Genomic DNA, 24,652 nt, shown 5'->3' on the forward strand with positions numbered 1-24,652 from the left:
TACTGATTTTAAATGTCTTTATTGTTTTGTCGGTAAATTGCGAAAATAGCCCTGCAACCTGTCTCAAATAGGAGACATATAAATATTTGATTTATATCATTTTTATTTAATAAGGGGATTGCTGTCGGGGATTGGCGACAAAACAGCAGTAATTGATGCAAGTTGGCGGGCATTACGTGGATAATAATCGGCTTAATAAGTTTATTTTTCTTTTAAATCATAATCTTAATTTATTTTTAATAAACTTGGCACGCAAGCTGCATTATTACTTACAGTTGCTCATTCAACTTATTATGATAGTCCCGCAGTTAAGCGGAATATGCGCTTCATAAACCATCGAATGATGCCTAAGACTGGTACCTATCGTCCACCAAACCGATATCGTGTGAATTCACTTTATCAAACATCGGACGACACGTTGAGTGAGGTACCGCCTATGTCCTGCTGTGATGAATGGTTCATCAATTTTGGACATGTTTGGATGCTATTCGTCTCATCCTCCCGATGATTGCTTCGGCTTCATCAAACTGGAGACGATGCTTAAGGGCATCCACATATTCTGCGACGGGGCAATTTATTGCCCCGTTGTCACATCTATACCCGCCATACTTCAAGCTGCATGTGCGCTGGCCGCCTTCCCGCAACTCGAATTATTTAGGGTATATTATGGTCAAAGATAAGCTACGCTCGCCGTTTTTACTGCAAATAACAATAAAAGCAGGTCTGATGATGATTCTGACGATAATGGACAAGCCGCATTAATTAAAAGCACTTAGCTCAAAGCCAGGTGCTTTTTTTTTATCTCAATCAAGAGACATTGTTCCTGGTACATACCCAATAGATTTCAAGTTGTGGGCAGGCGGCAAACGAGATACAAATCGGTCGGGAACCGATTTGAACAGCATTTCTGCTAGCCCGCAGGGTGAGCCTCAAGGATGAGGCTCATTAATCCCAATGAGCTGACATCAGTCAGTGATTCGGGTTATTGAGTGCAATCAACACACCTGCAACTTAAAATATGACGGGTAATTGGGGCACAAGCATTGTAATCCTCACGCAGTCAGTTAGCATCACCACAGAATGATAGGTAATGAGATGATTTCGTTGAAAAGATGGCGTTTATTCCCCCGTTCTTTACGTCAATTGGTGCTCATGGCATTTCTGTTGGTGCTGTTACCTTTATTGGTGCTGGCATATCAGGCTTATCAAAGCCTTGACCATCTAAGCACGCAGGCGGCCGACATTAATCGTACTACGCTGGCAGATGCGCGGCGCAGTGAGGCGATGACCAGTGTGGCGCTCGAAATGGAGCGTAGTTATCGCCAGTACTGTGTATTAGATGATGCAACACTGGCAAAGTTATATCAGCACCAACGTAAACAGTACGCTCAAATGCTTGATGCGCACGCCTCTATCCTGCCAGATGCCCGTTACTATCAGACTCTGAGCAGTTTACTGACACAACTTTCTGATATTAAATGTAAAAATAGTGGCCCGGAACAAAATGCGTCAACGCTATTAGAGCAGTTCTCCCGCTCCAATGCCGAAATGGTACAGGCAACGCGCGATGTGATTTTCTCCCGCGGTCAGCAATTACAAAAAGATATTGCCGAACGTGGGCAATTCTTTGGTTGGCAATCCCTGTTGCTGTTTTTGGTCAGTGTGCTGTTAGTGGTGTTATTCACCCGGATGATAATCGGGCCGGTTAAAGGCATTGAGCGGATGATTAATCGCTTAGGTGAAGGGCGACCATTAGGTAATACGGCGCTATTTAAAGGGCCACGCGAGTTACGCTCACTGGCACAGCGTATTATTTGGCTCAGCGAGCGCTTAGCGTGGTTAGAGTCACAGCGCCACGAGTTTTTGCGCCATATCTCTCATGAATTGAAAACACCACTCGCCAGTATGCGCGAAGGGACCGAATTGTTAGCGGATGAGGTTGCCGGACCATTGACGCAAGATCAAAAAGAAGTTGTGGCAATCCTTGATAACAGCAGTCGTCATTTGCAATTATTGATTGAGCAATTATTAGACTATAACCGTAAACTGGCAGACGGCCCCGGTGAACATGAGAATGTTGAACTGGCGGAAATGGTTGAGGATGTTATCTCAGCCCATAGTTTACCCGCACGGGCCAAGACTCTACATACTGAGACGGATCTGCAAGCGGACATTTGTTGGGCAGATCCGACATTATTAATGCGGGTATTGGATAATCTCTACTCCAATGCGGTGCACTATGGCGAGGAATCCGGTACCATTTGGATTCGCAGCCGTCGGGTAGATAACCGCGTACAAATTGATATTGCCAATACCGGGGCGCCGATCCCGCGTTCTGAAGAAACCATGATATTTGAGCCTTTTTATCAGGGAAGCCATCAGCGAAAAGGGGCCGTCAAAGGTAGTGGGTTGGGGCTGAGTATTGCTCAGGACTGCATCAGACGTATGCAGGGCGACTTGCAACTGGTGGCTGTTGATTACGCTGCGGTTTGCTTTCGTGTTGAATTGCCATTAACCGCCGAGAATGAATGAATAATGTACAAATGGTCTATGAGCAGCATTATTAAAAAGACCGTCTTTTTATCATGTCCGACATCAACTGCGGCAGCTATGCCCGCGGGCAAATCTGGTACGGGTATTTTTTGGCGAGCATTGTTGCTGGCCCCACTCTTACTTACCGGATGTACTGATAATCCCGCCAGTAGCCGTTTTTCACAAGCAGTGCAGTTGGTCATACCGGAAACGAAAATCGTTGATTATCGGACCTTATCCTGCGATGTGCTGTGGGATCTTGATGATAAAGAGACACTGGAAAACTCCCTGTACTGGCTACGGGCAATGGACTGTGCAGAGCGTATGGGGTCTACTCAAGCGCGAGCATTAGCGAAGTCATTGCCGGTAGTGGCATGGCCTTCGGCCTTCAAGCAGGGCATTTTAGTCAGCAGTGCCGAGCCTTCAATGGCGGAACGTCGTCAAGTGGTTGAGCGTTTGAACAGTTATAGCCAAAGCGTCCCTGGCGCTGTGCGCCCACTGATTCAGCTATGGCGTGAGCAACAGGTGCTGCGCATCTCTCTGGCAGAAGAGCGCATTCGCTACCAGCGCTTACAGGACGAATCGGACACCCAGATTGATCGCCTGCGAGAAAGCCAGGTCCGGTTGCAATATAACTTACTGGATACTACCCGTAAGCTGGAAAACCTGACTGATATCGAACGGCAGCTTTCATCACGCAAGCAGTTGCAGAATGAAATTCCAGAAACGGATGTGGATAGCAAACCAGCCATCGTGCCGAAACCGCTAGAAGCTAAACCACAGCCCAAAGTTGAGCCAGCTAAACCGGTTGAAGCCAAACCGACTGAAGCTAAACCGGTTGAAGCCAAACCGACTGAAGCTAAACCGACTGAAGCTAAACCGGTTGAAGCCAAACCGACCGAAGCTAAACCGGTTGAAGCCAAACCGACTGAAGCTAAACCGGTTGAAACCAAACCGGCAGAAACCAAGCCGACAGCGCCTCAAGCTGATACTAAAGCGGCCCCACAATCGGTAGAAAAACCGGCTGATACTTATACTCCGCCAGTGGTACCACCAACGGATGTACCACCTGCCACCAATAAGGAATCTCATGACGCCACGCAAACCGGCCAATCTACTGCTGGTTGATGACGACCCCAGCTTACTTAAGTTACTGGGGATGCGTTTAACCAGCGAAGGGTTTAATGTCACCACGGCTGAAAGCGGCCAGGAAGCATTGCGTTTGTTAATGCGTGAAAAGATAGACTTGGTTATCAGTGATTTGCGTATGGATGAAATGGATGGCATGGCGCTGTTCGTCGAAATTCAGAAACATCAGCCAGGTATGCCAGTGATTATCCTGACCGCCCACGGCTCTATCCCTGATGCGGTGGCTGCCACCCAGCAAGGGGTGTTCAGTTTTCTGACCAAACCGGTTGATCGCGATGCTTTGTATAAAGCCATTGATGCAGCTTTAGAGCTTTCTATTCCTGCCGGTGATGATACCTGGCGTGAAGAGATAGTGACCCGCAGCCCGGTTATGTTGCGCCTGCTGGAGCAGGCCAAAATGGTGGCGCAATCTGACGTCAGTGTGCTGATTATCGGGCAAAGTGGAACCGGTAAAGAGGTTCTGGCGCAAGCTATCCATGCTGCCAGCCCTCGGGCGAAAAAAGCCTTTATCGCCATTAACTGTGGTGCATTGCCGGAACAGTTGTTGGAGTCAGAACTGTTTGGTCATGCTAAAGGCGCGTTTACCGGTGCGGTCAGTAGCCGTGAAGGGCTATTTCAAGCCGCAGAAGGCGGCACGCTGTTTTTAGACGAAATTGGCGATATGCCACTGTCTTTACAGGTTAAATTACTGCGAGTGCTGCAAGAACGCAAAGTGCGTCCGCTGGGCAGTAACCGTGATTTAAGTATCGATGTGCGGGTCATTTCAGCCACCCACCGTGATTTGCCTAAAGCCATGGCAAAAAATGAATTCCGCGAAGATCTCTACTATCGTTTGAATGTGGTGAATCTGAAGATCCCGGCACTGCATGAGCGCTCAGAAGATATCCCGCTGCTGGCTAATCATCTATTACGTGAATCAGCTAAGCGGCATAAGCCCTTTGTCCGCAGTTTCTCAACTGATGCTATGAAGCGGTTAATGACCGCCAGTTGGCCAGGTAACGTGCGTCAATTGGTCAACGTGATTGAACAATGTGTGGCACTCACCTCAGCTCCGGTCATTAGTGAAGCATTGGTTGAGCAGGCACTGGAAGGGGAAAACACGGCATTACCAACCTTTGTTGAAGCTCGTAATCAGTTCGAATTGAATTATTTGCGTAAGCTGCTACAAATCACCACCGGTAATGTGACCCAGGCTGCCCGGATGGCGGGGCGTAACCGTACCGAGTTTTACAAGTTATTGTCGCGCCATGAGCTGGATGCCAATGATTTTAAAGAATAATTATTGTGAATGCGTGGCAATAGTTATTCCCTGATAAAGCTGAAATAGAGTTTAAATACAAATGAGCAGATCACTTTCCATTGCGTTAGCCCAGTTGAATTGGCTGGTTGGCGATATTGAAGGCAACACTGAACGTATGTTGCAAACCTTAAATGAGCAGCAGAAGGCGGGTGCCTCACTGGTTATGTTCTCCGAGCTGGCTTTGTCCGGTTACCCGCCAGAAGATCTGCTGTATCGTGATGATTTTTATCAACGTTGTGAAGCGCAACTGGATCGTTTGCAGGCGGCAACGCAGCATACGGCGATACTGGTGGGGCATCCGTGGCGCGAAGAGGGCAACTTGTATAACACATTGTCCCTGTTTGCTGATGGTAAATTGCTAGGGCGCTATTTTAAACAACAATTGCCTAACTACGGTGTGTTCGACGAAAAACGTTATTTCTCTGCCGGTCATGAAAGCTGTGTCGTGGAACTGAATGGCTACCGGTTGGGGCTGCTTATCTGTGAAGATTTATGGTTCGATGGCCCGGTAGATGCCGCTAAAGCTGCCGGTGCAGAGGTGATATTGTCGATCAATGCCTCGCCATATAACCGTGAAAAACCGTATATTCGTAAAACTCTGATGGCAGCACATTGCCAGCGTACCGGGTTGCCATTGGTCTATCTCAACCAGATTGGTGGGCAGGATGAGCTGATTTTTGATGGTTGCTCCAAGGTATTCGATGCGGCGGGTAATATGACGCATCGTTTGGCGGCTTTTGCGGAACAGACTACCTTATTGCAATTGAATGAGTGCAATGTGGTCCCTATGACGGCCCCTGTCGCAGAGTTACCGCCATTAGCGCAAGTGTATGAAGCGCTGGTGTTGGCGGTGCGTGATTACGTGACCAAAAATGGGTTTAATGGCGCGGTACTGGGCTTGTCCGGTGGGATTGACTCGGCGCTGACACTGGCGATTGCAGTTGATGCGCTGGGCAAAGATAAAGTCCAGGCATTGATGATGCCGTTCCGCTACACCGCCGATATCAGTATTGCGGATGCTAAAGAAGAAGCTGAAATTCTCGGTATTGAATTTGATGTGCTGTCCATCGAGCCGATGTTTGATGCTTTTATGGGCCAACTGGCACCGATGTTTGCCGGAACAGGGCGCGATACCACGGAAGAGAATCTACAGGCACGCTGCCGCGGTGTCGTATTGATGGCCTTGTCTAACAAGCGTCGCAGTATTGTATTAACTACCGGTAACAAAAGTGAAATGGCGGTGGGCTATGCCACGCTGTACGGTGATATGGCCGGTGGTTTTGATGTATTGAAAGATGTGCCAAAGACCTTGGTGTTTAAACTGTCGGAATACCGTAATACCGTCTCTTATGTGATTCCACAGCGGGTGATTACTCGTCCACCGTCTGCTGAGCTGGCTCCTGATCAGAAAGATGAGGACAGTCTGCCACCTTATGATATTTTGGACGCTATTCTCGAAGGGTACGTCGAGCAGGATAAGTCGGTGACTGATTTGGTCGCAGACGGTTTTGATGAAACTATCGTGCGTAAGGTCATTCGCCTGGTAGATATCAATGAATATAAGCGGCGTCAGTCGGCTGTCGGGCCACGTATTACTGCCCGCAATTTTGGTAAAGATAGACGCTATCCGATTACATCAGGCTTTGGCCGCAAGAATTGGTAAAACAGGGATTCACCATGAAAAAAATTGACGCGATTATTAAGCCATTCAAACTGGATGATGTCCGTGAGGCACTGGCTGAAGTTGGTATCACCGGGATGACAGTGACAGAAGTAAAAGGTTTTGGTCGCCAGAAAGGGCATACCGAACTGTACCGTGGCGCTGAGTATATGGTGGATTTCCTGCCAAAAGTAAAAATAGAAATTGTGGTTGCTGACGATATTGTCGATACCTGCGTTGAAGCGATTATGCAAACGGCCCAGACAGGTAAAATTGGCGACGGCAAAATCTTTGTATTCGATGTCTCTCGTGTGGTGCGTATCCGCACCGGTGAGCAAGACGAAGAAGCGATTTAAATTTGGCGACTGGTGGAGAGACGGCACCGATGGGCACGCTGCTACGACCCATTCGGCACTTTTTCCCATCTATTGACGTGATAATAAGCCCGTTTCCACAAGCGGGCTTTTTTTACACCTAAATTCGAAGTAATTGGCGTTGCAGGTAGGCCGCAAGCGAACACTCCTGCAACTTCAAGTACCAAGGATTTATGCTGGAACAAATAACCCCAGCCAGTAGAACAGGTTCAACACGATACCGGCAAGAATCACCGCCACCACTGGTGCGGCAATCTTCATCACCGGGCGACCAATAGCTTCATTCAGGAAATATAAGGCGGTAGTGATAGTGAAACCGGTATAACCGGCCATCTTGATCGACGCAAAAATTGCCCCGATTAACAGCGCGTATTCCATCAGCAAGTTCATGGCGTTACGGATATTATCAGACGCATTACGTACTGATGGGAAGCGGCCTAACCATTTTCCGATGGAACGCAGCATTAGCACTTCCAGTGATATCACCACCGCGCCGATTATCCCTGCCAGTAAGGGGTTTGGAACCAGATAACCGACCACAAACACGAAAGTGAAACCTGCAACGGCATAAACACCGGTCGCCAGTGCCGTAGTAGCAATCAGCGGCACAAATCCGAGGCCACGCATAAACTCAGCCAGTGATGCCTGATGGATTAATGCCAATGACTCTTCCGGCGTGATACCCGGCGCGTAAGCTTTTGCCAGTGTATAAATTGATACTTCGCTACCACCAAAAATCTTCATACTGGCGACGGCTGAAATTAATCCACCCACTACCGCCAGCATCGGCAAGTTCTTAATAATTCGCTGGGTTCGCTCTTCAAATACCGAGTGTCCGCCACCACCTCCCAGGTGGGTTTTTGCCCGTAAGTCTTGGGCAATGGCAATGCCGATAAGCAGAATCATACCGACAAAAATTTCAATTGATTCAGGGAATAGCCCGGTGAAACGGGTAATCAGCAGACGGGTCAGCAGCACGATAAAGGCGGAAATAACCGCAGTCTTCCAGCCAAATTGGTAGAAAATAGCCACCAACGGGAATAGGGCAAAGGCGGATATCACTGGGCTACTCAACTCCCCCAGAGAACCGATAAAATTCACTGGTAATGAGGTGAGCGCAGTATTAACTGCCGGTAAGCTGGTAAGGGCCAAAATACCCCACGCAGCACCCAGAGCAAATGCCAGATAGCTATTGATTGCCAGCACACCAATGATGTCAGTTGGCAAAAACAGTAACCAGGAGTTAAGTAAGCCGGTCGAGAGGGTAAATGAGATACCGACTGAGGCGATAAAACCCACACTCAGACCAAAAGCAATACTCCCCGCTTCACGGCGGCTCATATTCCCTTCAACCAACTGTGGCAAAATAGGGCGGATACCGTCATGAAACACGGCAACGGAACGGTGAGAAAGCAGCGCGGTCATCCCTGTCAGCAGAGCAACCACAACAATATGAATATAATCCACGGTGGTGTCCCCTTTAGCGCAACTGTGTAATCAGTAGTGGGATTGCATGTTCAATATGTTCGACGGATAAGCCAAATGCCACTTTGCCCTCAGTCACCAATTTCTCTATTTGCTCAGGTTTCGCCTTGATTCCAGGCTTGGCGATAGTGGCACTTTTGTTATAACCAATAATCGCGATAGCCATTGATAATGCCGCTCCAGCACCAGTGTTACAGGCACCGATATAATAGTCCAATTGACCTTCTTTCACTTTGATAGCCGCATCCATGTCCGAGAGAATAAATGTCTCAAAGGTATTAGGTGCCGTCTGCTCAATCATTTCGCGTATTAACTCTCGTTGCAGCCCGGCAATGCCAATCTTCTTCATAATCACTTTCCTTGCGTGGCGAAAAATTTATTAGGATTGTGGCGCAACATCATTTCCACCTGAGCGTGGGAAATCCCTGCGGCCAGTAACATGGGAACAAACGAATCAACTAAGTAACTAAACCCGCTACCGCCATTCGCTTTTAAATGTGAGCGACGGGTGATATCCATCGACAACATGACTCTGTCCAGCAACCCGTGTTCAGCCAACGCCACTAACATCGCGACCCTGCGTTGGTCCGGGAAATAACTATTTTTACCTATGGTGTCGAATTGGACATACACGCCCATCTCGATCATTTGCACAATAAGATCAGTTTGCTCTTTCAGGTCACAATGGCCCATAACGACGCGATCGAGCGCTACACCATGTTGTTTGAGTAGTGCAATTTGCTGCAATCCCATGGTACTGAAACTGGTATGGGTTGAGATGGGCAGGCCAGTTGCATGATGAGTCAGTGCTGCAGCATGAAACACTTTCTCCTCATCAGGGGTAATAACCCCTTCGCTGGTCCCTATCTCGGCAATGACGCCCGCTTTTAGTGCCGTGCCATCAATACCTGTCTCGATCTCATCAATCATGGTTTGTGCCAATTGCTGTGCGCTACTTTCACGCACCCTCGGCGGGTAAAAACTGTCAGTGTAGTAACCGGTTGATGCGATGATATTTATGCCACTGTCACGCATCAGATTCAATAAAAACTGAGGGTTACGGCCCATGTATCGGTTGGTCACTTCGATGATGTTCAGCACCCCTTTACTCACCAGTTCACGCATTTCGTCACAAATCGGCTGATATTGATCGAGGCGACAGTCCAGATTATTTTTAAATCCAGACAAATCAATGTGGAGATGCTCGTGTGCGTAGGTGTATCCGTTAGGATTGATCATCGGGTAGGCTCCGAAGAGGGTTTGTATAGGGGCGAAATTTCATCCAGATATCGGCAGTTTTTTATTACTGAATGCATAATTTCATTAGTAGTGCTTACGATATCGACAACTAATATATCGGCAGTTTTATCAATCAGTACAGTAACAATATTGTTTATCGGCCATATCATTCAATAAGACCATCATTAGAACCTATTACCAGGGCTAAAGCATTGGCTTCTTGTTTTACCTGAGTTGATTACCCTGACTGTCGTAACAGCCCAGTAGCCGGGGTTTTCCGCTCTGAATTCCATCCATCAATACCACGTCACTGCGGGTAACAAATATCTGAGTGCGGAAACTCATGATAATTGGGCTACCAATTGGGAATTTACCGGCCAAACGCAGGCAGTAATCGATACTGCTATCTTCAATCGGAGATACCGCGCGTTGGCTGAACTGATTGTCATGCCAAATTAATGCGTTTTGCAAATGGCCACGGCGATAATAACCGCCGCCAAAAAAATAGCTGCTATCAGCTACATGGTGTGAGATTTCAGACAGATAAAGCATAGAAATCTGTTCTGGTTGGTCAGCATGCTGATTGGCGGGGATAGTGCCGGTGAGGGCATGCCCGGGTTCACTGTGTGTCACGCCTAATTGAGCCAATTGGGGCAGGGTAGTGCAACTGGTGGCTGACGGAGCATTGATCTGTTGAATGTTAACGCCTTGTGCCAACAGGATATCGCGGGCCGCCAGCAAGGTATGCATATTAGCGGTCGGCAAGGTCTGGCGCGAGTGGGGGTCATACAGCATGCAAGGGAAGTGTGTTATCCCGACCAGGCGCACGGCTGGCATTTCATTGATGGCAGCAATAGTTACGGGTAAATTTTCTAAGGCGAAACCGGCTTCCTGCCCGGCATACAGTACGTCTCCGGGCTGAGATACTTTCAGCATCAGCGGTTGGATAGTATGTTGGCGGTACGCGGCTTGAGAGATCTCCAGTGCCTTCTCCAACGAGAAAACAGTAATGACCTCTGGCCGCTGGCGCACTATCTCCTCGACCATTGCTGAGGGCGGCTGTACTAAATGACCTACATGAGCGACAGGAATAGCATGGCGGTATAGTTGCCGCGCCTCCTTAAAATCAACCGCGACCATTCCCTGAAAACCACATGCCAGCAGACGGCGGCATAGTTCAGGGTTACGCCCAAATTGTTTACTCATCAGATACAGTTTTATCTGGTACCGACTGGCGGTTTCAACCAGTAGACGGGCATTGGCCTCAGTTTGTTCGACGTCAATAACATAGCTGTCTGGATAAATTTCCCCCTGTTGCCAATATGAGATAGCGGCATCGATTAATTTAGTATTTTGTTTTAAAAGGGTTTTTAAAAACATTTGATGTCCTAAGGGCGCCCGAGGCAGAATTATTTTGCTAAATTATTATTATTTTGAATATTTAGTGAAAAAAGACCCTGATGTTGTTTGTTTAACGATACATCCGCGAAGCTCATTTCAGCGCAGCGGAGGTATGTCACTAGAAAGGTATAGACCGTAAAGGTTCGCGAGTAAATATCCTATTTCGTTTTCTGTCGGTTTTAGTGAAAAATAGGCCAATAAATCCTGATTGATCTCACGGATATAGTAAATTTCTTCACTTTGGGTAATTTCCGCTAATATCGCCGGATCCAGGGCATGGATCTCTTCGCCCCGGCGGGTGCGCATTAATGCATTCGCCATATGGGTAATGGCCATCATGCCCTGCTCACCCCTAACCGGTAGTTGCCAAAAATTCTCTAAGCGGTTGATAACTTGGTCTAAACCTTGACCAATGTCGGTATCGATAACCCCTGATTGACACAGAATATTAAGACGCGCATCAATACAAATTTCCAAAGAGTTGACCTCCTGAAAATGGCTTAGTTTGCAGCCAGGCAAATAATATTAATAGCGAGGCTCTATCTCGCCATTTTGTACTGCCCGCTGATGGTTAAGCAACAATGCCTCATTGATGCCTTTTTCCAGTAATAATTTGATCGGATGGTTATCTGGCCGGATGAGGATCACCGCCTGCGAAGCCTGAATATATCGCTCATCACCTTGTAATTTGATCGCCTGCAAGTGTTCATGAGGAATATCTTCGGCCAGATTCCAGATAGCAGCATCAATATCACCACGGTTAATATGTGCGATACAGTCACTATAAGGTAATTCAACCCGCTCAATGGGTTGGCCAGCAAATTTAATGTCAGTCAGCAAACATTGGTCGGGTGAGCGCGGGTCCAATCCTACCCGCCGAATTTTGTGCTGCTCACCAGGGCGGCAAATAAGCTGGTGGCCGTCCACGTAAGAGCCATTACCCAGATTTAATGCCAGTGACACTTTCCCTTCGTTCAGATAACTTTTCGCTGCCAGATGCGACACGACGGCCATATCGTAGACACCATCTATCAGGCATTCGATACGTACTTCGGCCCCGCGCATATGGGCAAAATAGAGCGGAAGTAGGGTGAATTGTTCCCTTAAGCCGCTGGCCAAGCCTTCATAAAGCTTGGTATAGGGCAGTGGCATGGCGCATACCATATTGCCTAAATCAGCCTGTTGCAGTAACTGCGGCATATTCAGGTCAATAAGCAAGGTACCATTACGGCCTCGACGCTCAACGATGATCGCCCCATCAGCTTCCAGTACTTTTAATGCGTGCTGAACTACACCGACTGAGATACCGAAATCTTCTGATAATTCATCGATGGTTTTAAGTCGATTACCGGGGCGCTCACCAATTAAATAGCGCGCCATGGATACCAATGCCAACCCTTCTTTTTTTATGAATTTCTTACTCATGGTAGGTCAATTCAGCCTTATTTCACTCAGCAATAAAATCTATTACCGAGTAATAAATAGTAAGGGGATAATTGTAGCCACACTATTAATTTTAGTTGTATGGATAGCTAGACATTCATCCGAATGTCTCATCGTGGCAATATTAAGGTAGGATATATGAGATCTGTATCACGTTCTACCAAATTTAAACGTAATAACCAGATGGTTTTTTTAGAACAGAAATAGAGGAGAGGCTGAGCAGCCTCTCGATGATAAATTCAATAGTTAGATGACTTTATGTGGGCCGAAACATTCATAATGTATATGCGCGGATGCTACCCCTTGCGCCAATAACTGGCTGCCAGCATATTGCATAAATGCCAGCGGGCCACAGAAATAATAATGTCTATTGGGATCGGCCGCCAGCCACTGATGTGAACTGAGATCCATCAGCCCTTGGCTGTGATAATCATCACCGGCACGGTCCTGAGCGGTGGGTTCGCGGTACCACACGTGGCGGCTAAGATTCGGCATATTCTGTGCAAGGGTCGCGACTTCATCGGCAAACGCGTGTACCCGGCCATTTTCAGCGGCATGTAGCCAATGTATCGGCGCTGCATGTTGGTTATCATGAAGGGTATTGAGCATACTTAACATTGGCGTCTGGCCGACACCGGCAGAAATCAATGCAACAGGCGTTTCTGGTGAGATATCGAGAAAGAAATCGCCACGAGGGGGAGCGATACGTACACTATCTCCTTCGTGCAGTTGCTGGTGTAAATAGTTAGAAACTGTGCCTTGTTCTTCGCGTTTCACCGCAATACGGTAAGTCTTGCCATTGGGTGCCGCAGTGAGTGAGTATTGGCGGATTTCCTGATATTCAAGTTGTTCATCTTCAATATAAATCCCCAGATATTGCCCCGGTTTGAAATCCAATACCCGGCCACCGTCTTCCGGCGCTAACACAAAGCTGCAAATCACCTCGCTCTGCATCTCTTTTTTAATGATACGAAAACGGCGTAAGGTCCGCCAGCCACCGGTGCTGGCCTCTCCCTGCTGATAAATCTGACTTTCTCGCTGAATAAAAACATCTGCCAACACACCATAGGCCTTACCCCAGGCATCTAACACTTCTTGGCCGGGGGAGAACATCTCATCCAGAGTGCTGATCAGATGATGGCCGACAATGGCATAGTGCTCAGGTTGAATATTCAGGCTGGTATGTTTCTGAGCAATACGCTCAACAGCGGGCAGTAGTGCAGCCAAATTATCGATATTGGCTGCATAGGCGCAAATCGCATTAAACAGAGCTTCACGCTGATCGCCATTAAACTGATTACTCATATTGAAAATGTGCTTCAGCTCAGGGTTGTGCTCAAACATGCGATCATAAAAATGTGCAGTGAGTTTGGGGCCGGTGGCTGCAAGTAACGGAATGGTGGACTGAACGGTAGCGATGGTTTGGTTATCTAGCATGGTGTGCTCCTTATTCCCGTGGTACTCGGCGTCACAGCGGTTTTGTTACTCGGCCCATCTACGAGCCTCGCTGTCACGCTAATTACTTTGGGTATTATAGTGTGTAAATCAATACATGTATTTTAAATGCATCTTATAGATTGCACCCTAATTTGTAAATGCAGATTCCACTTATAAGGGATTACCTTGACGTGTCAGCTCACAGAATGTGAAAAAATCACATGATGAATATGAGGATAATTCCGTTGCACTGGATGAAGTCTGAACAGGTCAAAGCCTTACGCAGTCTGAAGCCAATCGTTTGCGTAAAAACCTCTGTCAAGACCTATCTTACCGGGGGGGAAACAGTTTACACTGTGGGCTAGAACCCAAACGGGTAGCCCACTAGGTATAACTTGTTAGCTAAGTCAGGAGAGCCGGATGTTAAAGCGTGAAATGAACATTGCCGATTATGATGCAGATTTATGGCGTGCAATGGAGCAAGAAGTGGTGCGCCAGGAAGAGCACATTGAGCTGATTGCCTCTGAGAACTACACCAGCCCGCGTGTTATGCAGGCGCAAGGTTCTCAGTTGACGAATAAATATGCTGAAGGTTATCCAGGCAAACGTTACTACGGTGGCTGTGAGTATGTTGACGTTGTTGAGCAACTGGCCATTGACCGTGCTAAGGCGTTGTTCGGTGCCGATTACGCTAACGTTCAGCCACATTCCGGTTCTCAGGCAAACGTCTCTGTTTACTCTGCATTGCTGCAACCCGGTGATACTGTATTGGGGATGAACCTGGCCCATGGCGGCCACCTGACCCACGGCTCACCGGTTAACTTCTCCGGTAAACTGTACAATATCGTACCTTACGGTATCGATGAATCTGGTCAGATTGATTATGAAGATCTGGCGCGTCAGGCCGAAATTCATAAACCAAAAATGATTATCGGTGGCTTCTCCGCTTATTCCGGTATCGTTGATTGGGCAAAAATGCGTGAAATCGCTGATAGCATCGACGCATGGTTCTTTGTCGATATGGCTCACGTAGCAGGTCTGGTTGCTGCTGGCGTTTATCCTAACCCAGTTCCACATGCACATGTCGTTACCACGACCACGCACAAAACATTGGCTGGCCCACGTGGCGGTTTGATCTTGGCGAAAGGCGGTGATGAAGATCTGTACAAGAAACTGAACTCTTCTGTTTTCCCTGGTAACCAGGGTGGCCCATTGATGCATGTTATTGCCGGTAAAGCGGTAGCATTGAAAGAAGCCATGGAGCCTGAGTTCAAAATTTACCAGCAACAAGTAGTTAACAATGCCAAAGCGATGGTGTCAGTGTTCCAGGAGCGCGGCTATAAAGTGGTTTCTGGTGGTACTGAGAACCACCTGTTCCTGTTGGATCTGGTGGATAAAGAGATCACCGGTAAAGACGCCGATGCCGCTTTGGGCCGTGCGAATATTACCGTGAACAAAAACAGCGTACCTAATGATCCAAGAAGTCCGTTTGTGACTTCAGGCGTGCGTATCGGTAGCCCAGCGATTACCCGCCGTGGCTTCAAAGAAGCGGAATCTCGCGAACTGGCTGGCTGGATGTGTGATGTGTTGGATAACATCAACGATGAAGCAACCATTGAGCGCGTGAAACAGAAAGTACTGGCTATCTGCGCCCACTTACCGGTTTACGCATAATATTGCTGGATATCGTTAAGCTGTAATGAAAACCCGCGAATGCGGGTTTTTTTATATCTGATATTGATATCTGTAGCGTGAATGTAACGATGCGATAGCGGCCGCGCAATCTGTTGTTACTTTGTAAATTACCCTATTTAAATGTGAAGCTCATCTCAAACTGTATGTTTGCATAATTACAACGTTGCCAGCGGAAGAGGCCTCTGTCACAGTATCGGGCTGAGCCTGGAGGGATTCATGGTATTGCAATCAACACGTTGGCTGTCGCTCAGCTATTTCACCTATTTTTTTTCTTATGGCATTTTCCTGCCTTTTTGGGGCATCTGGTTACAAGGGGAAGGCATTCCACCGGAAACCATTGGTATCTTGCTGGGTGCCGGTTTAATCTCCCGTTTCCTTGGCAGTCTGATCATTGCCCCCAGCGTCAAAGATCCTTCTCATCTGGTGACAGCAATCCGAATTTTGGCACTACTGACATTGGCCTTTGCGGTGGGTTTTTGGTTTGGTAATGGTTGGGCCTGGTTGATGGTGGTTATTGCGGGTTTTAACCTGTTTTTTGGCCCACTAGTGCCACTGACCGATGCGTTGGCAGCCACCTGGCAGAAACAGATAACCATGGATTACGGCAAGGTCCGGCTGTGGGGGTCACTGGCTTTTGTTATCGGTTCGGCATTGACCGGTAAGCTGGTCTCTGTTTGGGGCCACACGGCTATTCTCTATAGCCTGACTTTCGGTATCGCCGCCATGTTACTCGGGGCGCTCCTCAAACCCAGTATTATGCCGCAGGGTGAGATTAAACATCGTAATGTTGTCGCCACCCACTGGAAAGTATTACTGTCTGAGCCACAGGTCTGGCGTTTTTTACTCTGCGTGACCCTATTACAAGGTGCGCATGCCGGTTATTACAGTTTTAGCTCTATTTACTGGAAAGATGCTGGTTATTCCGCCGCCACCATTGGTTATTTATGGTCGTTGGGCGTGGTCGCTGAGATTCTGGTGTTCGCATTTAGCAATGTACTATTTCGCCGCTGGACTGCCCGCAGCTTATTACTGCTTTCGGCGATCACCGGGATAGTGCGCTGGAGCTTAATGGCATCAACCACCGAATTGCCGTGGTTGATCTTGATTCAGATTTTACATTGTGGCTCGTTTACTGTCTGCCACTTGGCAGCCATGCGTTTTATTGCCGCGCGACGTGGGCCGGATGTGATCCGTTTACAGTCAGTTTATTCTGCACTGGCGATGGGCGGTGGAATTGCGGTCATGACGGTGATCTCCGGTTTCCTGTTTGAGCATTATCAGGGAGGGGTGTTCTGGGTTATGGCATTGATTGTGATCCCGGCACTGTTTATTCGCCCTCGGGTAGTGCCGAGTCAGCCAGAGTCTGCCAGTTAAGGCAGCTCCAACACACTGCGTAACTGCTTGTTTTGTTGCTCAGTGAGCGGTAGTAGTACCTGAATCAGCGGGGGCGTTGATTCAGGTTGCCGTACGGCATACGGTGTGAGCACCACAGTAGTACCGGGCGGGGCACCCGATTGCAGATAAACGTCGTGGGGCAAATATTTAATATGTAATGGCAGTAAGGTTAACTCACGTACCTGCTGTTCCACTTGCTCTTCCAATTCTGGGTTATTCCGCGTCAGCAGTAAAATCTGCTTTTCCTGTAATGCATTTTCCTGCATCAGCCAGGCACCAAAGCTAATGGCAATCAGACCGACTTCGTCGACAGAAAATTGAATCTGATATTCCTGTTCAAAAGTAGCCAGCGCCTGTCGCGTGGTTCGTAACAGCCGCGGGTATTTTTGGATAACTTCTTCCAACAAAGAATTATCAATCCCGATATTGAAATAACAGCGCTCAATTGCGGGAGCGAGATGGGCAAAAAGTTGGCTGATAAGTGCTTCATTGCTACTGAGTGTCATCCCCGAAAGTTGCTGAAAATGCGTGATCAATTGGTGAATGGCGTTGATTAGACGGGCATCTTCCGCTGATTGAGTGCTGTGATAGCTGTGTGCTTTAATCATCGTTAGCATCAGAATCAGCATATCCCGTTCAACTCTATTCAGCGCATGACCTAATAACGGATTAAATGAATCAAACAAGCTGTCAGCCGCCGCCAGTGCGGGTTTGCATTCTAACCACTGTTGCTGAGTGGGTGATAATTCCGGCAACACCTGCTGTCGATTTTCCCAAGCACAATAAGCCAAATACAGTTGTAAAAACTGACGGTCTTTTTCATTTAACTGTCGACTGAGATGGGGTTCACATTGGCTGATTATCTGTGGCAGATGCTGCGATAGCACCGTGTTATCCCATGACAAAGCCTGATACAGGTGGGGAGCAAACTGGTTCTCAACGAAATGCGGGCAATAGCGTAACCCACGCCGTAGCCAATGAATTAGGCACAGCCTTTTATCAAGATGGCTACCGTGAATCAGACAACTATCGTCACTATCGGCGCTAAGCTGCAAATGGTAGAAACGCTGGATTTCATTAGCAACCTCGGTTATATCTTGCCGGGTAGTCGCTAGCCCGACGCCATTGAATTGGCTGATGGTGTCCAGTTGTACTTTGTGTGCAGGCATGAATAGCATCAGCACCATATGGCAGCGTCGTTGTTGACCGGATAGCGGTTGATCGGATAACTGGGGCACAGAGGGAGTGTCCAAGCTCATATAACCTTCCGTGATGAATGTGTTGTTGTTTATCAGGCTTAAGCATAGCAAAAGAGATTCTATTCGGTTTAGTGGGGCTCTGGGCTTTTACATCGACTTATAACTTACATCACAGTTTTCCCCGCAGTGCTTGAGCTATAGGGTCGTTAGCTGACTGCCTGCCGGTAACACCAATGACTTTTGGCACATCATAAAATATCTAAGGATTGATTAATGTGTGATATGTTATACTATAACAATATGATGGTTAAACGACTGATAGCTTTGCTGCTGGCGGGGGGGATTTTTGTTTATAGCCAGTTGGCGCAGGCCCATCCGCACAGTTTTATTGATATGGATGCCACTTTCGTTAGCGATAAACAGATGCTGGTGGGGATGAAAATGGTATGGACTATGGATGAAATCACATCTGCCGATCTGTTATATGATGCAGAAAATGCCAAAAGTGACTCTGAAATCTGGAAAAAACTGGCGGCTGAAGTGATGGCTAATGTGCTGGGGCAGCATTATTTCACCGATATTTATCGTGACGGTAAACCGGTGAAATATAAAAACTTACCAACAGAGTATCACTTATCCCGCAAGGGGCATCAGGCAGTTTTAGAGTTTATTTTGCCACTGGCAGAACCCCAACCGTTGGCGGGGAAGCCTTTCATCATCTCCACTTACGACCCGACCTATTTTGTTGACATGACCTATGGGGGCAACAAGGCGGTAAGGTTATCAACTGACATGGAGAAAAGTTGCCAGTTAACCTTATTTACCCCAGATCCCAATGCTTCGTTACAAGCGTATGCATTATCGTTGGATAAAAGTGATTCGCCAGGAGAAGACATGGAACTAGGAAAACAGTTTGCACAGCGGGTTACCGTACAATGTCAGTAGGTATCACGGCAGTTTCACGCCCCCGGCACTGGCTGATAAATTTATGGCCGCTAATACTGTTTTTACTGATCTTAGCCGGTGCAGCCCAGCTGGCATGGCTTTATTGGCCTGAGATGCTTTTCAAAACAGTCGTTTGGCAGAAAAGCATGCATCAGCAGATGGCCCAATTACTGCAACAAGTTAAAGCTAATCCCCATCAGACCGGTTTTACATTGATGATGTTTAGCCTGATTTATGGCGTATTGCATGCAATGGGGCCGGGGCATGGCAAAGTGGTGATTGTCACTTATTTGGCGACCCATCCGGCACAATTAAAAGAGAGTCTGAAGCTAACTTTTGCCGCCTCACTATTGCAAGGTGGTGTGGCTATCTTGTTGGTAACGTTACTGCTGGGTGTTTTACAACTCTCATCACGGTATTTGCATCAAAGCAGTTTCTGGTTGGAGAAGGGCAGTTTTCTGCTGGTTATCGCACTGGGGGTTTTGCTGTGTTTACGGGCCTTAAAGCGTCTTTATCAGCAGATTAAACTGCTCAAACCGCAAAAAGTCAGCATCCAACGTATACAACCGTTGCCTGCCAACCATGTTCATAGTGACCATTGTGGTTGTGGGCATCGCCATCTCCCTAGTGCTCAAGAGCTACAAGCTGGTGATGACTGGCGCACTCGTCTGGCGATTGTTCTGGCGATGGGGATGCGGCCCTGTTCCGGCGCGATTATGGTGCTGTTATTTGCCAAAGTGATCGGCGTCTACGGGTGGGGGATTTTGTCAGCGATAGCGATGGCAATCGGAACATCCCTGACCATTTCGCTACTGGCGCTGTTTGTCCATTATGCGCGGCGTCTGGCGGTGTACTTAAGCCGTAATCGTGCACCGGTAGCCTGGGGGGCTATTGCGTGGTCTACTCTGGCATTAACCGGCGGGATTATTCTGCTGTTTGCCGGTGTGCTGCTCTATCTTTCTAGTCAGCCGGAGTTTATCGGCGGCATACGGCCCTTTGGCCGCTAAAGTTAACAATGAAAAAAGCCAGTCAGGATTAGCCGACTGGCTTTTTTTATATGGCTGGATGCGTATATACCCTATAGATTTCAAGGTGTAGGAAGGCGGCAAACAAGAGAACCCCGATGAGCTTACTCGAGTAAGTGATTCGGGTGAACGAGAGCAGCCAACACACCTGCAATTTGAAAGATGACGGGTATATGATATTAACGTTTCAATGCATCACTAATCTCATCGCTCATCGCTTGAACGATAGATTTAACAATACGTGGATTACCGGCTACGATATTGCCAGAACTGAAATGGTTATGACCGCCAGCAAAGTCAGTCACGATACCGCCAGACTCACGTACCAACAGTTCGCCACCAGCAAAATCCCATGGCTTCAGACCAATCTCAAAGAAACCGTCAACACGGCCAGCGGCCACATAAGCCAGATCCAGCGCCGCTGAACCGGTGCGACGAAAATCTGCACACTGTTCAAACAGTTTACCCACCACGCGCAGATAAGCTGGCGCATGTTGTTTTACTTTGAATGGGAAGCCGGTCGCCAGAATAGTGCCGTCTAAATCTTTAGCATTGGTGCCGCGCAGACGATAACCGTTTAATTGCGCGCCCTGACCACGGGTGGCTGTAAACAATTCGTTACGCATTGGGTCATAAACGACTGCCACTTCGGTACGGCCTTTGATGCGTACAGCGATAGAAACAGCGAAATGAGGGAGGCGTTTGATGAAGTTGGTAGTGCCATCCAGTGGATCAATAACCCATTGTACATCATCGTCTTCACCAACCAACTCACCGCACTCTTCACCAATAATGGTGTGTTTTGGGTAAGATTTACGGATGACCTCGACAATCAGGCGCTCTGCATCACGGTCTACATTAGTAACAAAGTCGTTAGTCCCTTTCTGGCTCGCTTCGACAGCGTCCGGGGTTTCATAATTTTTGGCAATCAGGTTACCGGCCTTACGCGCAGCGCGTATGGCGATAGTCAGCATCGGATGCATGGGTATCTTCCACTAGGATGTTAAAGAACGAGAAACGGGGCGCAGTATAGCAGGGGTTCTGATAAATGCCTATACCCGTCACCCTTCAAGATGCAGAGGTGTTGGCTGCCCTTATTTGCCCTGGTCACTTAGTTATCTAAGCTCCCAGGGACTCACTCGGTTGCCGCCTGCCTGCAACTCGAAGTAGCTTGGGTATATGTCTGTGTTAAGATATGGCGATTCCCCGTTATCTTCAGAGTTTGTATGCTACACAATATTCGTATCGTTTTGGTCGAAACCTCGCACACCGGCAATATGGGTTCAACAGCCAGAGCCATGAAAACCATGGGATTAACCAACTTGTATCTGGTTAACCCTTTAGTCAAACCCGATTCGCAGGCGATTGCGCTATCTGCCGGCGCCAGTGATGTCATTGGTAATGCTACTATTGTCGATACTTTAGATGAAGCATTGGCTGGGTGTAGTCTGGTTGTCGGTACCAGTGCCCGTTCACGCACCTTGCCTTGGCCAATGTTAGAGCCGCGTGAATGTGGTGTGCGCAGCGCCCACGAAGCAGAACATGCTCCGGTTGCATTGGTATTTGGCCGCGAGCGGGTAGGGCTGACGAATGATGAACTACAGAAATGCCATTATCATGTGGCGATCCCGGCAAACCCCGAATACAGTTCATTAAATTTGGCGATGGCGGTACAAATTTTAGCCTATGAAGTGCGGGTAGCATTCCTTGATCGCCAGCCGGCTGCGGCACCGGTAATAGAAGAAGAGGAAGCTCCTTATCCTTTGGTAGATGATCTGGAGCGCTTTTATCTGCATTTGGAGCAGGTGTTATCCCATACTGGTTTTATCCGACAGGCACATCCAGGCCAGATTATGAGTAAATTGCGCCGTCTGTTTACCCGTGCACGCCCAGAGGCTCAAGAGCTAAATATCTTGCGCGGTATGCTGACATCCATTGAAAAACAGGATAAATACCCACAGCATGATGCGGGTGAAAGTGCGTTAGATAACAAAAAATAAGGTTTTATATCAATTGGTTATTATTAAAATCCTGCCATATTATTCAAAATGGAATAGGTTAATAATACTTGAGTAAATTACTAGGTTAAATAGTTGACTAAAACAGTCAAGAATGTCAGAATTCTGGCTTGTTTTCACCAACAGGTAATTTTAGCTATGAGACTGACATCCAAAGGCCGTTATGCCGTGACCGCCATGCTTGATGTGGCATTACATTCCCAGGACGGGCCAGTTCCTCTGGCAGATATTTCTGAACGCCAAGGGATCTCATTATCCTATTTGGAACAACTGTTTTCACGGTTACGCAAAAATGGCTTAGTTGCCAGCGTTCGTGGTCCAGGTGGCGGTTACCTGCTGGGCAAAGATGCATCAGCAATCGCGGTAGGTGCAGTAATCACCGCCGTAGACGAATCTGTCGATGCTACCCGTTGTCAGGGTAAAGAAGGCTGTCAGGGCGGTGATCGTTGCCTGACTCACACCTTGTGGCGTGATCTGAGTGAGCGCATCAGCAGCTTCCTCAACAATATTACGCTGGCAGAGCTGGTGAATAACCAAGATATCCTAGAGGTTGCGGATCGTCAGAATAACGATACGCGCCGTACGGCTAATGGCCGACCGCAAGAGACGATTAACGTCAATCTGCGCGCATAAGCAGAATCTGCGGAATTTTACGTTTTGGAAGTGATGTACGGAGCATAAGAGCAATGACCGAATCAAAAATAAAGACACCGATCTATCTGGATTATGCAGCAACCACCCCGGTAGACCCTCGTGTCGCTGAAAAAATGATGCAGTATCTGACTCTGGACGGTATTTTCGGTAACCCCGCCTCGCGTTCTCATAAGTTCGGTTGGCAGGCAGAAGAAGCCGTTGATATTGCACGTAATGATATTGCTGCTCTGGTAGGTGCTGACCCTCGTGAGATTGTCTTCACCTCCGGTGCAACTGAGTCTGATAACCTCGCAATAAAAGGTGCGGCTAATTTCTATCAAAAGAAAGGCAAGCACATCATCACCTGTAAAACCGAACATAAAGCGGTGCTGGATACCTGTCGTCAACTGGAGCGTGAAGGCTTCGACGTGACTTATCTGGCACCACAGTCAAACGGTATTATCGACCTGAAACAGCTTGAAGCGGCCATGCGTGAAGACACCATTTTGGTCTCTATCATGCACGTGAATAATGAAATCGGTGTGGTGCAGGATATCGCTGAAATCGGCGAAATGTGCCGCAGTCGCGGGATCATTTTCCACGTCGATGCAACGCAAAGTGTTGGTAAATTACCGATTGATCTGAGCAAACTGAAAGTTGATTTGATGTCCTTCTCAGCCCATAAAGTTTATGGTCCGATGGGCATTGGCGCGCTGTTTGTTCGCCGTAAACCACGCATTCGCATCGAAGCACAACAGCACGGTGGTGGTCATGAGCGTGGTATGCGCTCAGGCACCTTGCCAGTCCATCAGATAGCCGGTATGGGTGAAGCTTACCGTATCGCCAAAGAAGAGATGGAAAGCGAAGCTGCGCGTCTGCGCTCACTGCGCCTGCGTTTGTGGAATGGTTTGAAAGATATCGAAGAAGTTTACCTGAATGGCGATTTAGAGAATGGCGCACCTGGCATTCTGAACATTAGCTTCAACTATGTTGAAGGTGAGTCGCTGATCATGGCACTGAAAGATCTGGCTGTTTCATCAGGTTCAGCCTGTACCTCCGCAAGTCTGGAACCTTCTTATGTGTTGCGTGCGTTGGGGATGAACGACGAACTGGCTCACAGTTCAATTCGTTTCTCTCTGGGGCGTTTCACCACTCAAGAAGAGGTAGACTACGCCATTGCACTGGTGCGTAAATCTATTGGCCGTCTGCGTGATTTGTCCCCGTTATGGGATATGTTCAAACAGGGCGTGGATATCAGCAGCATTGAATGGTCTCACCATTAATTCCAGACTTTAAGACTCAGGAGTAATCACATGGCTTACAGCGAAAAAGTAATCGATCATTACGAAAATCCACGCAACGTCGGTTCATTCGACAACGCAGACCCTACTATTGGTAGTGGCATGGTTGGCGCACCCGCTTGTGGTGATGTCATGAAATTGCAGATCAAAGTCAACGAAGCCGGTATTATTGAAGATGCTCGTTTCAAGACTTATGGTTGCGGTTCAGCCATTGCTTCCAGCTCTCTGGTAACTGAATGGATGAAGGGCAAATCTCTCGATCAGGCTGAAGCGATCAAAAATACTCAAATCGCTGAAGAACTGGAGTTACCGCCAGTCAAAATTCACTGCTCGATTCTGGCAGAAGATGCCATTAAAGCAGCTATCGCCGACTACAAAAGCAAACATACTGCCAAGTAGTTGTAACATAGGTTATCAATTG

21 protein-coding genes and 1 pseudogene are annotated in these 24,652 nt (G+C 47.8%); 13 read left to right on the top strand and 9 right to left on the bottom strand.

Annotated elements, in window-relative coordinates:
* Window positions 1–1,095: 1,095 nt before the first annotated feature.
* The 5 genes from V2A84_RS02025 (at window position 1,096) to glnB (ending at window position 6,997) form a co-directional block, all read left to right on the top strand.
* Entirely contained in the window at window positions 1,096–2,532 is a 1,437-nt protein-coding gene (locus tag V2A84_RS02025; protein WP_193784797.1) for a sensor histidine kinase, read from the top strand.
* 78 nt (window positions 2,533–2,610) lie between these two features.
* Window positions 2,611–3,660 carry a two-component system QseEF-associated lipoprotein QseG gene (gene qseG / locus V2A84_RS02030; protein WP_442849106.1) on the top strand — a complete coding sequence of 350 codons (1,050 nt, stop codon included), beginning with the start codon at window positions 2,611–2,613 and terminating at the stop codon, window positions 3,658–3,660.
* Complete coding sequence (gene glrR / locus V2A84_RS02035) at window positions 3,623–4,960, top strand: two-component system response regulator GlrR (protein ID WP_032907964.1); 1,338 nt, start codon at window positions 3,623–3,625, stop codon at window positions 4,958–4,960. The genes qseG and glrR overlap by 38 nt, the downstream gene beginning before the upstream one ends.
* Before the next feature lie 61 nt (window positions 4,961–5,021).
* Window positions 5,022–6,644 carry an NAD+ synthase gene (locus tag V2A84_RS02040; RefSeq protein ID WP_442848560.1) on the top strand — a complete coding sequence of 541 codons (1,623 nt, stop codon included), beginning with the start codon at window positions 5,022–5,024 and terminating at the stop codon, window positions 6,642–6,644.
* Window positions 6,645–6,658: 14 nt separating this feature from the next.
* The gene (gene glnB, locus V2A84_RS02045) at window positions 6,659–6,997 is read left to right on the top strand and encodes a nitrogen regulatory protein P-II (RefSeq protein ID WP_002231018.1); all 339 of its coding nucleotides are present in this window, start codon (window positions 6,659–6,661) and stop codon (window positions 6,995–6,997) included.
* A gap of 189 nt (window positions 6,998–7,186) precedes the next feature.
* Here the strand turns inward: glnB and V2A84_RS02050 are convergent, their stop codons facing one another.
* The 7 genes and pseudogenes from V2A84_RS02050 to hmpA all read right to left on the bottom strand — a co-directional run.
* Window positions 7,187–8,482 (bottom strand): YhfT family protein, encoded by a 1,296-nt coding sequence (locus tag V2A84_RS02050; RefSeq protein WP_083163153.1) that lies wholly within the window; start codon window positions 8,480–8,482, stop codon window positions 7,187–7,189.
* A gap of 13 nt (window positions 8,483–8,495) precedes the next feature.
* A complete protein-coding gene (locus tag V2A84_RS02055) occupies window positions 8,496–8,849 on the bottom strand; it encodes a DUF2620 domain-containing protein (RefSeq protein ID WP_372559686.1) in 354 nt (117 codons plus the stop codon).
* Between the two features lie 2 nt (window positions 8,850–8,851).
* Window positions 8,852–9,739: a phosphotriesterase-related protein gene (locus V2A84_RS02060; RefSeq protein ID WP_442848561.1), complete on the bottom strand. Its 888-nt coding sequence runs from the start codon at window positions 9,737–9,739 to the stop codon at window positions 8,852–8,854.
* Window positions 9,740–9,964: 225 nt separating this feature from the next.
* The gene (locus tag V2A84_RS02065; protein WP_083163156.1) at window positions 9,965–11,119 is read right to left on the bottom strand and encodes a YhfX family PLP-dependent enzyme; all 1,155 of its coding nucleotides are present in this window, start codon (window positions 11,117–11,119) and stop codon (window positions 9,965–9,967) included.
* 117 nt (window positions 11,120–11,236) lie between these two features.
* A complete protein-coding gene (locus tag V2A84_RS02070; protein ID WP_083163157.1) occupies window positions 11,237–11,617 on the bottom strand; it encodes a PRD domain-containing protein in 381 nt (126 codons plus the stop codon).
* Window positions 11,618–11,665: 48 nt separating this feature from the next.
* Entirely contained in the window at window positions 11,666–12,565 is a 900-nt protein-coding gene (yhfZ, locus tag V2A84_RS02075; RefSeq protein WP_083163159.1) for a GntR family transcriptional regulator YhfZ, read from the bottom strand.
* 264 nt (window positions 12,566–12,829) lie between these two features.
* A pseudogene (hmpA, locus tag V2A84_RS02080) lies at window positions 12,830–14,029 on the bottom strand (NO-inducible flavohemoprotein); the annotation flags it as partial.
* Between the two features lie 411 nt (window positions 14,030–14,440).
* Between hmpA and glyA the strand changes: the two are divergent.
* Both glyA and V2A84_RS02090 read left to right on the top strand, forming a co-directional pair.
* Window positions 14,441–15,694, top strand: a complete 1,254-nt coding sequence (glyA, locus tag V2A84_RS02085) for a serine hydroxymethyltransferase (protein ID WP_442848562.1) — start codon at window positions 14,441–14,443, stop codon at window positions 15,692–15,694.
* Between the two features lie 237 nt (window positions 15,695–15,931).
* Complete coding sequence (locus tag V2A84_RS02090; RefSeq protein ID WP_083163165.1) at window positions 15,932–17,089, top strand: 3-phenylpropionate MFS transporter; 1,158 nt, start codon at window positions 15,932–15,934, stop codon at window positions 17,087–17,089.
* Here V2A84_RS02090 and csiE read toward each other — a convergent pair.
* Window positions 17,086–18,369: a stationary phase inducible protein CsiE gene (gene csiE / locus V2A84_RS02095; protein ID WP_083163167.1), complete on the bottom strand. Its 1,284-nt coding sequence runs from the start codon at window positions 18,367–18,369 to the stop codon at window positions 17,086–17,088. The genes V2A84_RS02090 and csiE overlap by 4 nt on opposite strands.
* A gap of 222 nt (window positions 18,370–18,591) precedes the next feature.
* Here csiE and V2A84_RS02100 point away from each other — a divergent pair, with 222 nt between their 5' ends.
* Window positions 18,592–19,254 (top strand): DUF1007 family protein, encoded by a 663-nt coding sequence (locus V2A84_RS02100; RefSeq protein WP_442849107.1) that lies wholly within the window; start codon window positions 18,592–18,594, stop codon window positions 19,252–19,254.
* Window positions 19,245–20,261 (top strand): nickel/cobalt transporter, encoded by a 1,017-nt coding sequence (locus V2A84_RS02105; protein WP_083163171.1) that lies wholly within the window; start codon window positions 19,245–19,247, stop codon window positions 20,259–20,261. Before V2A84_RS02100 ends, V2A84_RS02105 begins: the two co-directional genes overlap by 10 nt.
* A 197-nt stretch (window positions 20,262–20,458) precedes the next feature.
* Here V2A84_RS02105 and suhB read toward each other — a convergent pair whose 3' ends face one another.
* Window positions 20,459–21,262 (bottom strand): inositol-1-monophosphatase, encoded by an 804-nt coding sequence (suhB, locus tag V2A84_RS02110; protein WP_005192722.1) that lies wholly within the window; start codon window positions 21,260–21,262, stop codon window positions 20,459–20,461.
* A gap of 243 nt (window positions 21,263–21,505) precedes the next feature.
* On the opposite strand from suhB, the gene trmJ reads away from it, so the two are divergent.
* The 4 genes from trmJ to iscU all read left to right on the top strand — a co-directional run bounded on the left by trmJ (window position 21,506) and on the right by iscU (window position 24,630).
* Window positions 21,506–22,279 (top strand): tRNA (cytosine(32)/uridine(32)-2'-O)-methyltransferase TrmJ, encoded by a 774-nt coding sequence (gene trmJ, locus V2A84_RS02115; RefSeq protein ID WP_083163173.1) that lies wholly within the window; start codon window positions 21,506–21,508, stop codon window positions 22,277–22,279.
* A 156-nt stretch (window positions 22,280–22,435) separates the two neighbouring features.
* Window positions 22,436–22,930 carry a Fe-S cluster assembly transcriptional regulator IscR gene (iscR, locus tag V2A84_RS02120; protein ID WP_004707916.1) on the top strand — a complete coding sequence of 165 codons (495 nt, stop codon included), beginning with the start codon at window positions 22,436–22,438 and terminating at the stop codon, window positions 22,928–22,930.
* A 68-nt stretch (window positions 22,931–22,998) separates the two neighbouring features.
* Window positions 22,999–24,213 carry an IscS subfamily cysteine desulfurase gene (locus V2A84_RS02125; RefSeq protein WP_083164132.1) on the top strand — a complete coding sequence of 405 codons (1,215 nt, stop codon included), beginning with the start codon at window positions 22,999–23,001 and terminating at the stop codon, window positions 24,211–24,213.
* A gap of 30 nt (window positions 24,214–24,243) precedes the next feature.
* Window positions 24,244–24,630: a Fe-S cluster assembly scaffold IscU gene (gene iscU / locus V2A84_RS02130; RefSeq protein ID WP_005159510.1), complete on the top strand. Its 387-nt coding sequence runs from the start codon at window positions 24,244–24,246 to the stop codon at window positions 24,628–24,630.
* Window positions 24,631–24,652 lie beyond the last annotated feature (22 nt).

This window comes from Yersinia sp. 2553 StPb PI (assembly GCF_052217105.1).
In the GTDB taxonomy this organism is placed as follows: domain Bacteria; phylum Pseudomonadota; class Gammaproteobacteria; order Enterobacterales; family Enterobacteriaceae; genus Yersinia; species Yersinia enterocolitica_E.

Excerpts from the sequence above, each read along its gene's own strand:
- qseG (WP_442849106.1), top strand. The coding sequence starts at position 2,611 with ATGCCCGCGGGCAAATCTGGTACGGGTATTTTTTGGCGAGCATTGTTG.
- glyA (WP_442848562.1), top strand. The coding sequence starts at position 14,441 with ATGTTAAAGCGTGAAATGAACATTGCCGATTATGATGCAGATTTATGG.
- glnB (WP_002231018.1), top strand. The coding sequence starts at position 6,659 with ATGAAAAAAATTGACGCGATTATTAAGCCATTCAAACTGGATGATGTC.
- V2A84_RS02100 (WP_442849107.1), top strand. The coding sequence starts at position 18,592 with ATGTTATACTATAACAATATGATGGTTAAACGACTGATAGCTTTGCTG.
- iscR (WP_004707916.1), top strand. The coding sequence starts at position 22,436 with ATGAGACTGACATCCAAAGGCCGTTATGCCGTGACCGCCATGCTTGAT.
- V2A84_RS02060 (WP_442848561.1), bottom strand. The coding sequence starts at position 9,739 with ATGATCAATCCTAACGGATACACCTACGCACACGAGCATCTCCACATT.
- csiE (WP_083163167.1), bottom strand. The coding sequence starts at position 18,369 with ATGAGCTTGGACACTCCCTCTGTGCCCCAGTTATCCGATCAACCGCTA.
- yhfZ (WP_083163159.1), bottom strand. The coding sequence starts at position 12,565 with ATGAGTAAGAAATTCATAAAAAAAGAAGGGTTGGCATTGGTATCCATG.
- trmJ (WP_083163173.1), top strand. The coding sequence starts at position 21,506 with ATGCTACACAATATTCGTATCGTTTTGGTCGAAACCTCGCACACCGGC.
- V2A84_RS02065 (WP_083163156.1), bottom strand. The coding sequence starts at position 11,119 with ATGTTTTTAAAAACCCTTTTAAAACAAAATACTAAATTAATCGATGCC.
- iscU (WP_005159510.1), top strand. The coding sequence starts at position 24,244 with ATGGCTTACAGCGAAAAAGTAATCGATCATTACGAAAATCCACGCAAC.
- V2A84_RS02055 (WP_372559686.1), bottom strand. The coding sequence starts at position 8,849 with ATGAAGAAGATTGGCATTGCCGGGCTGCAACGAGAGTTAATACGCGAA.
- V2A84_RS02025 (WP_193784797.1), top strand. The coding sequence starts at position 1,096 with ATGATTTCGTTGAAAAGATGGCGTTTATTCCCCCGTTCTTTACGTCAA.
- V2A84_RS02090 (WP_083163165.1), top strand. The coding sequence starts at position 15,932 with ATGGTATTGCAATCAACACGTTGGCTGTCGCTCAGCTATTTCACCTAT.
- V2A84_RS02040 (WP_442848560.1), top strand. The coding sequence starts at position 5,022 with ATGAGCAGATCACTTTCCATTGCGTTAGCCCAGTTGAATTGGCTGGTT.
- V2A84_RS02105 (WP_083163171.1), top strand. The coding sequence starts at position 19,245 with ATGTCAGTAGGTATCACGGCAGTTTCACGCCCCCGGCACTGGCTGATA.
- suhB (WP_005192722.1), bottom strand. The coding sequence starts at position 21,262 with ATGCATCCGATGCTGACTATCGCCATACGCGCTGCGCGTAAGGCCGGT.
- glrR (WP_032907964.1), top strand. The coding sequence starts at position 3,623 with ATGACGCCACGCAAACCGGCCAATCTACTGCTGGTTGATGACGACCCC.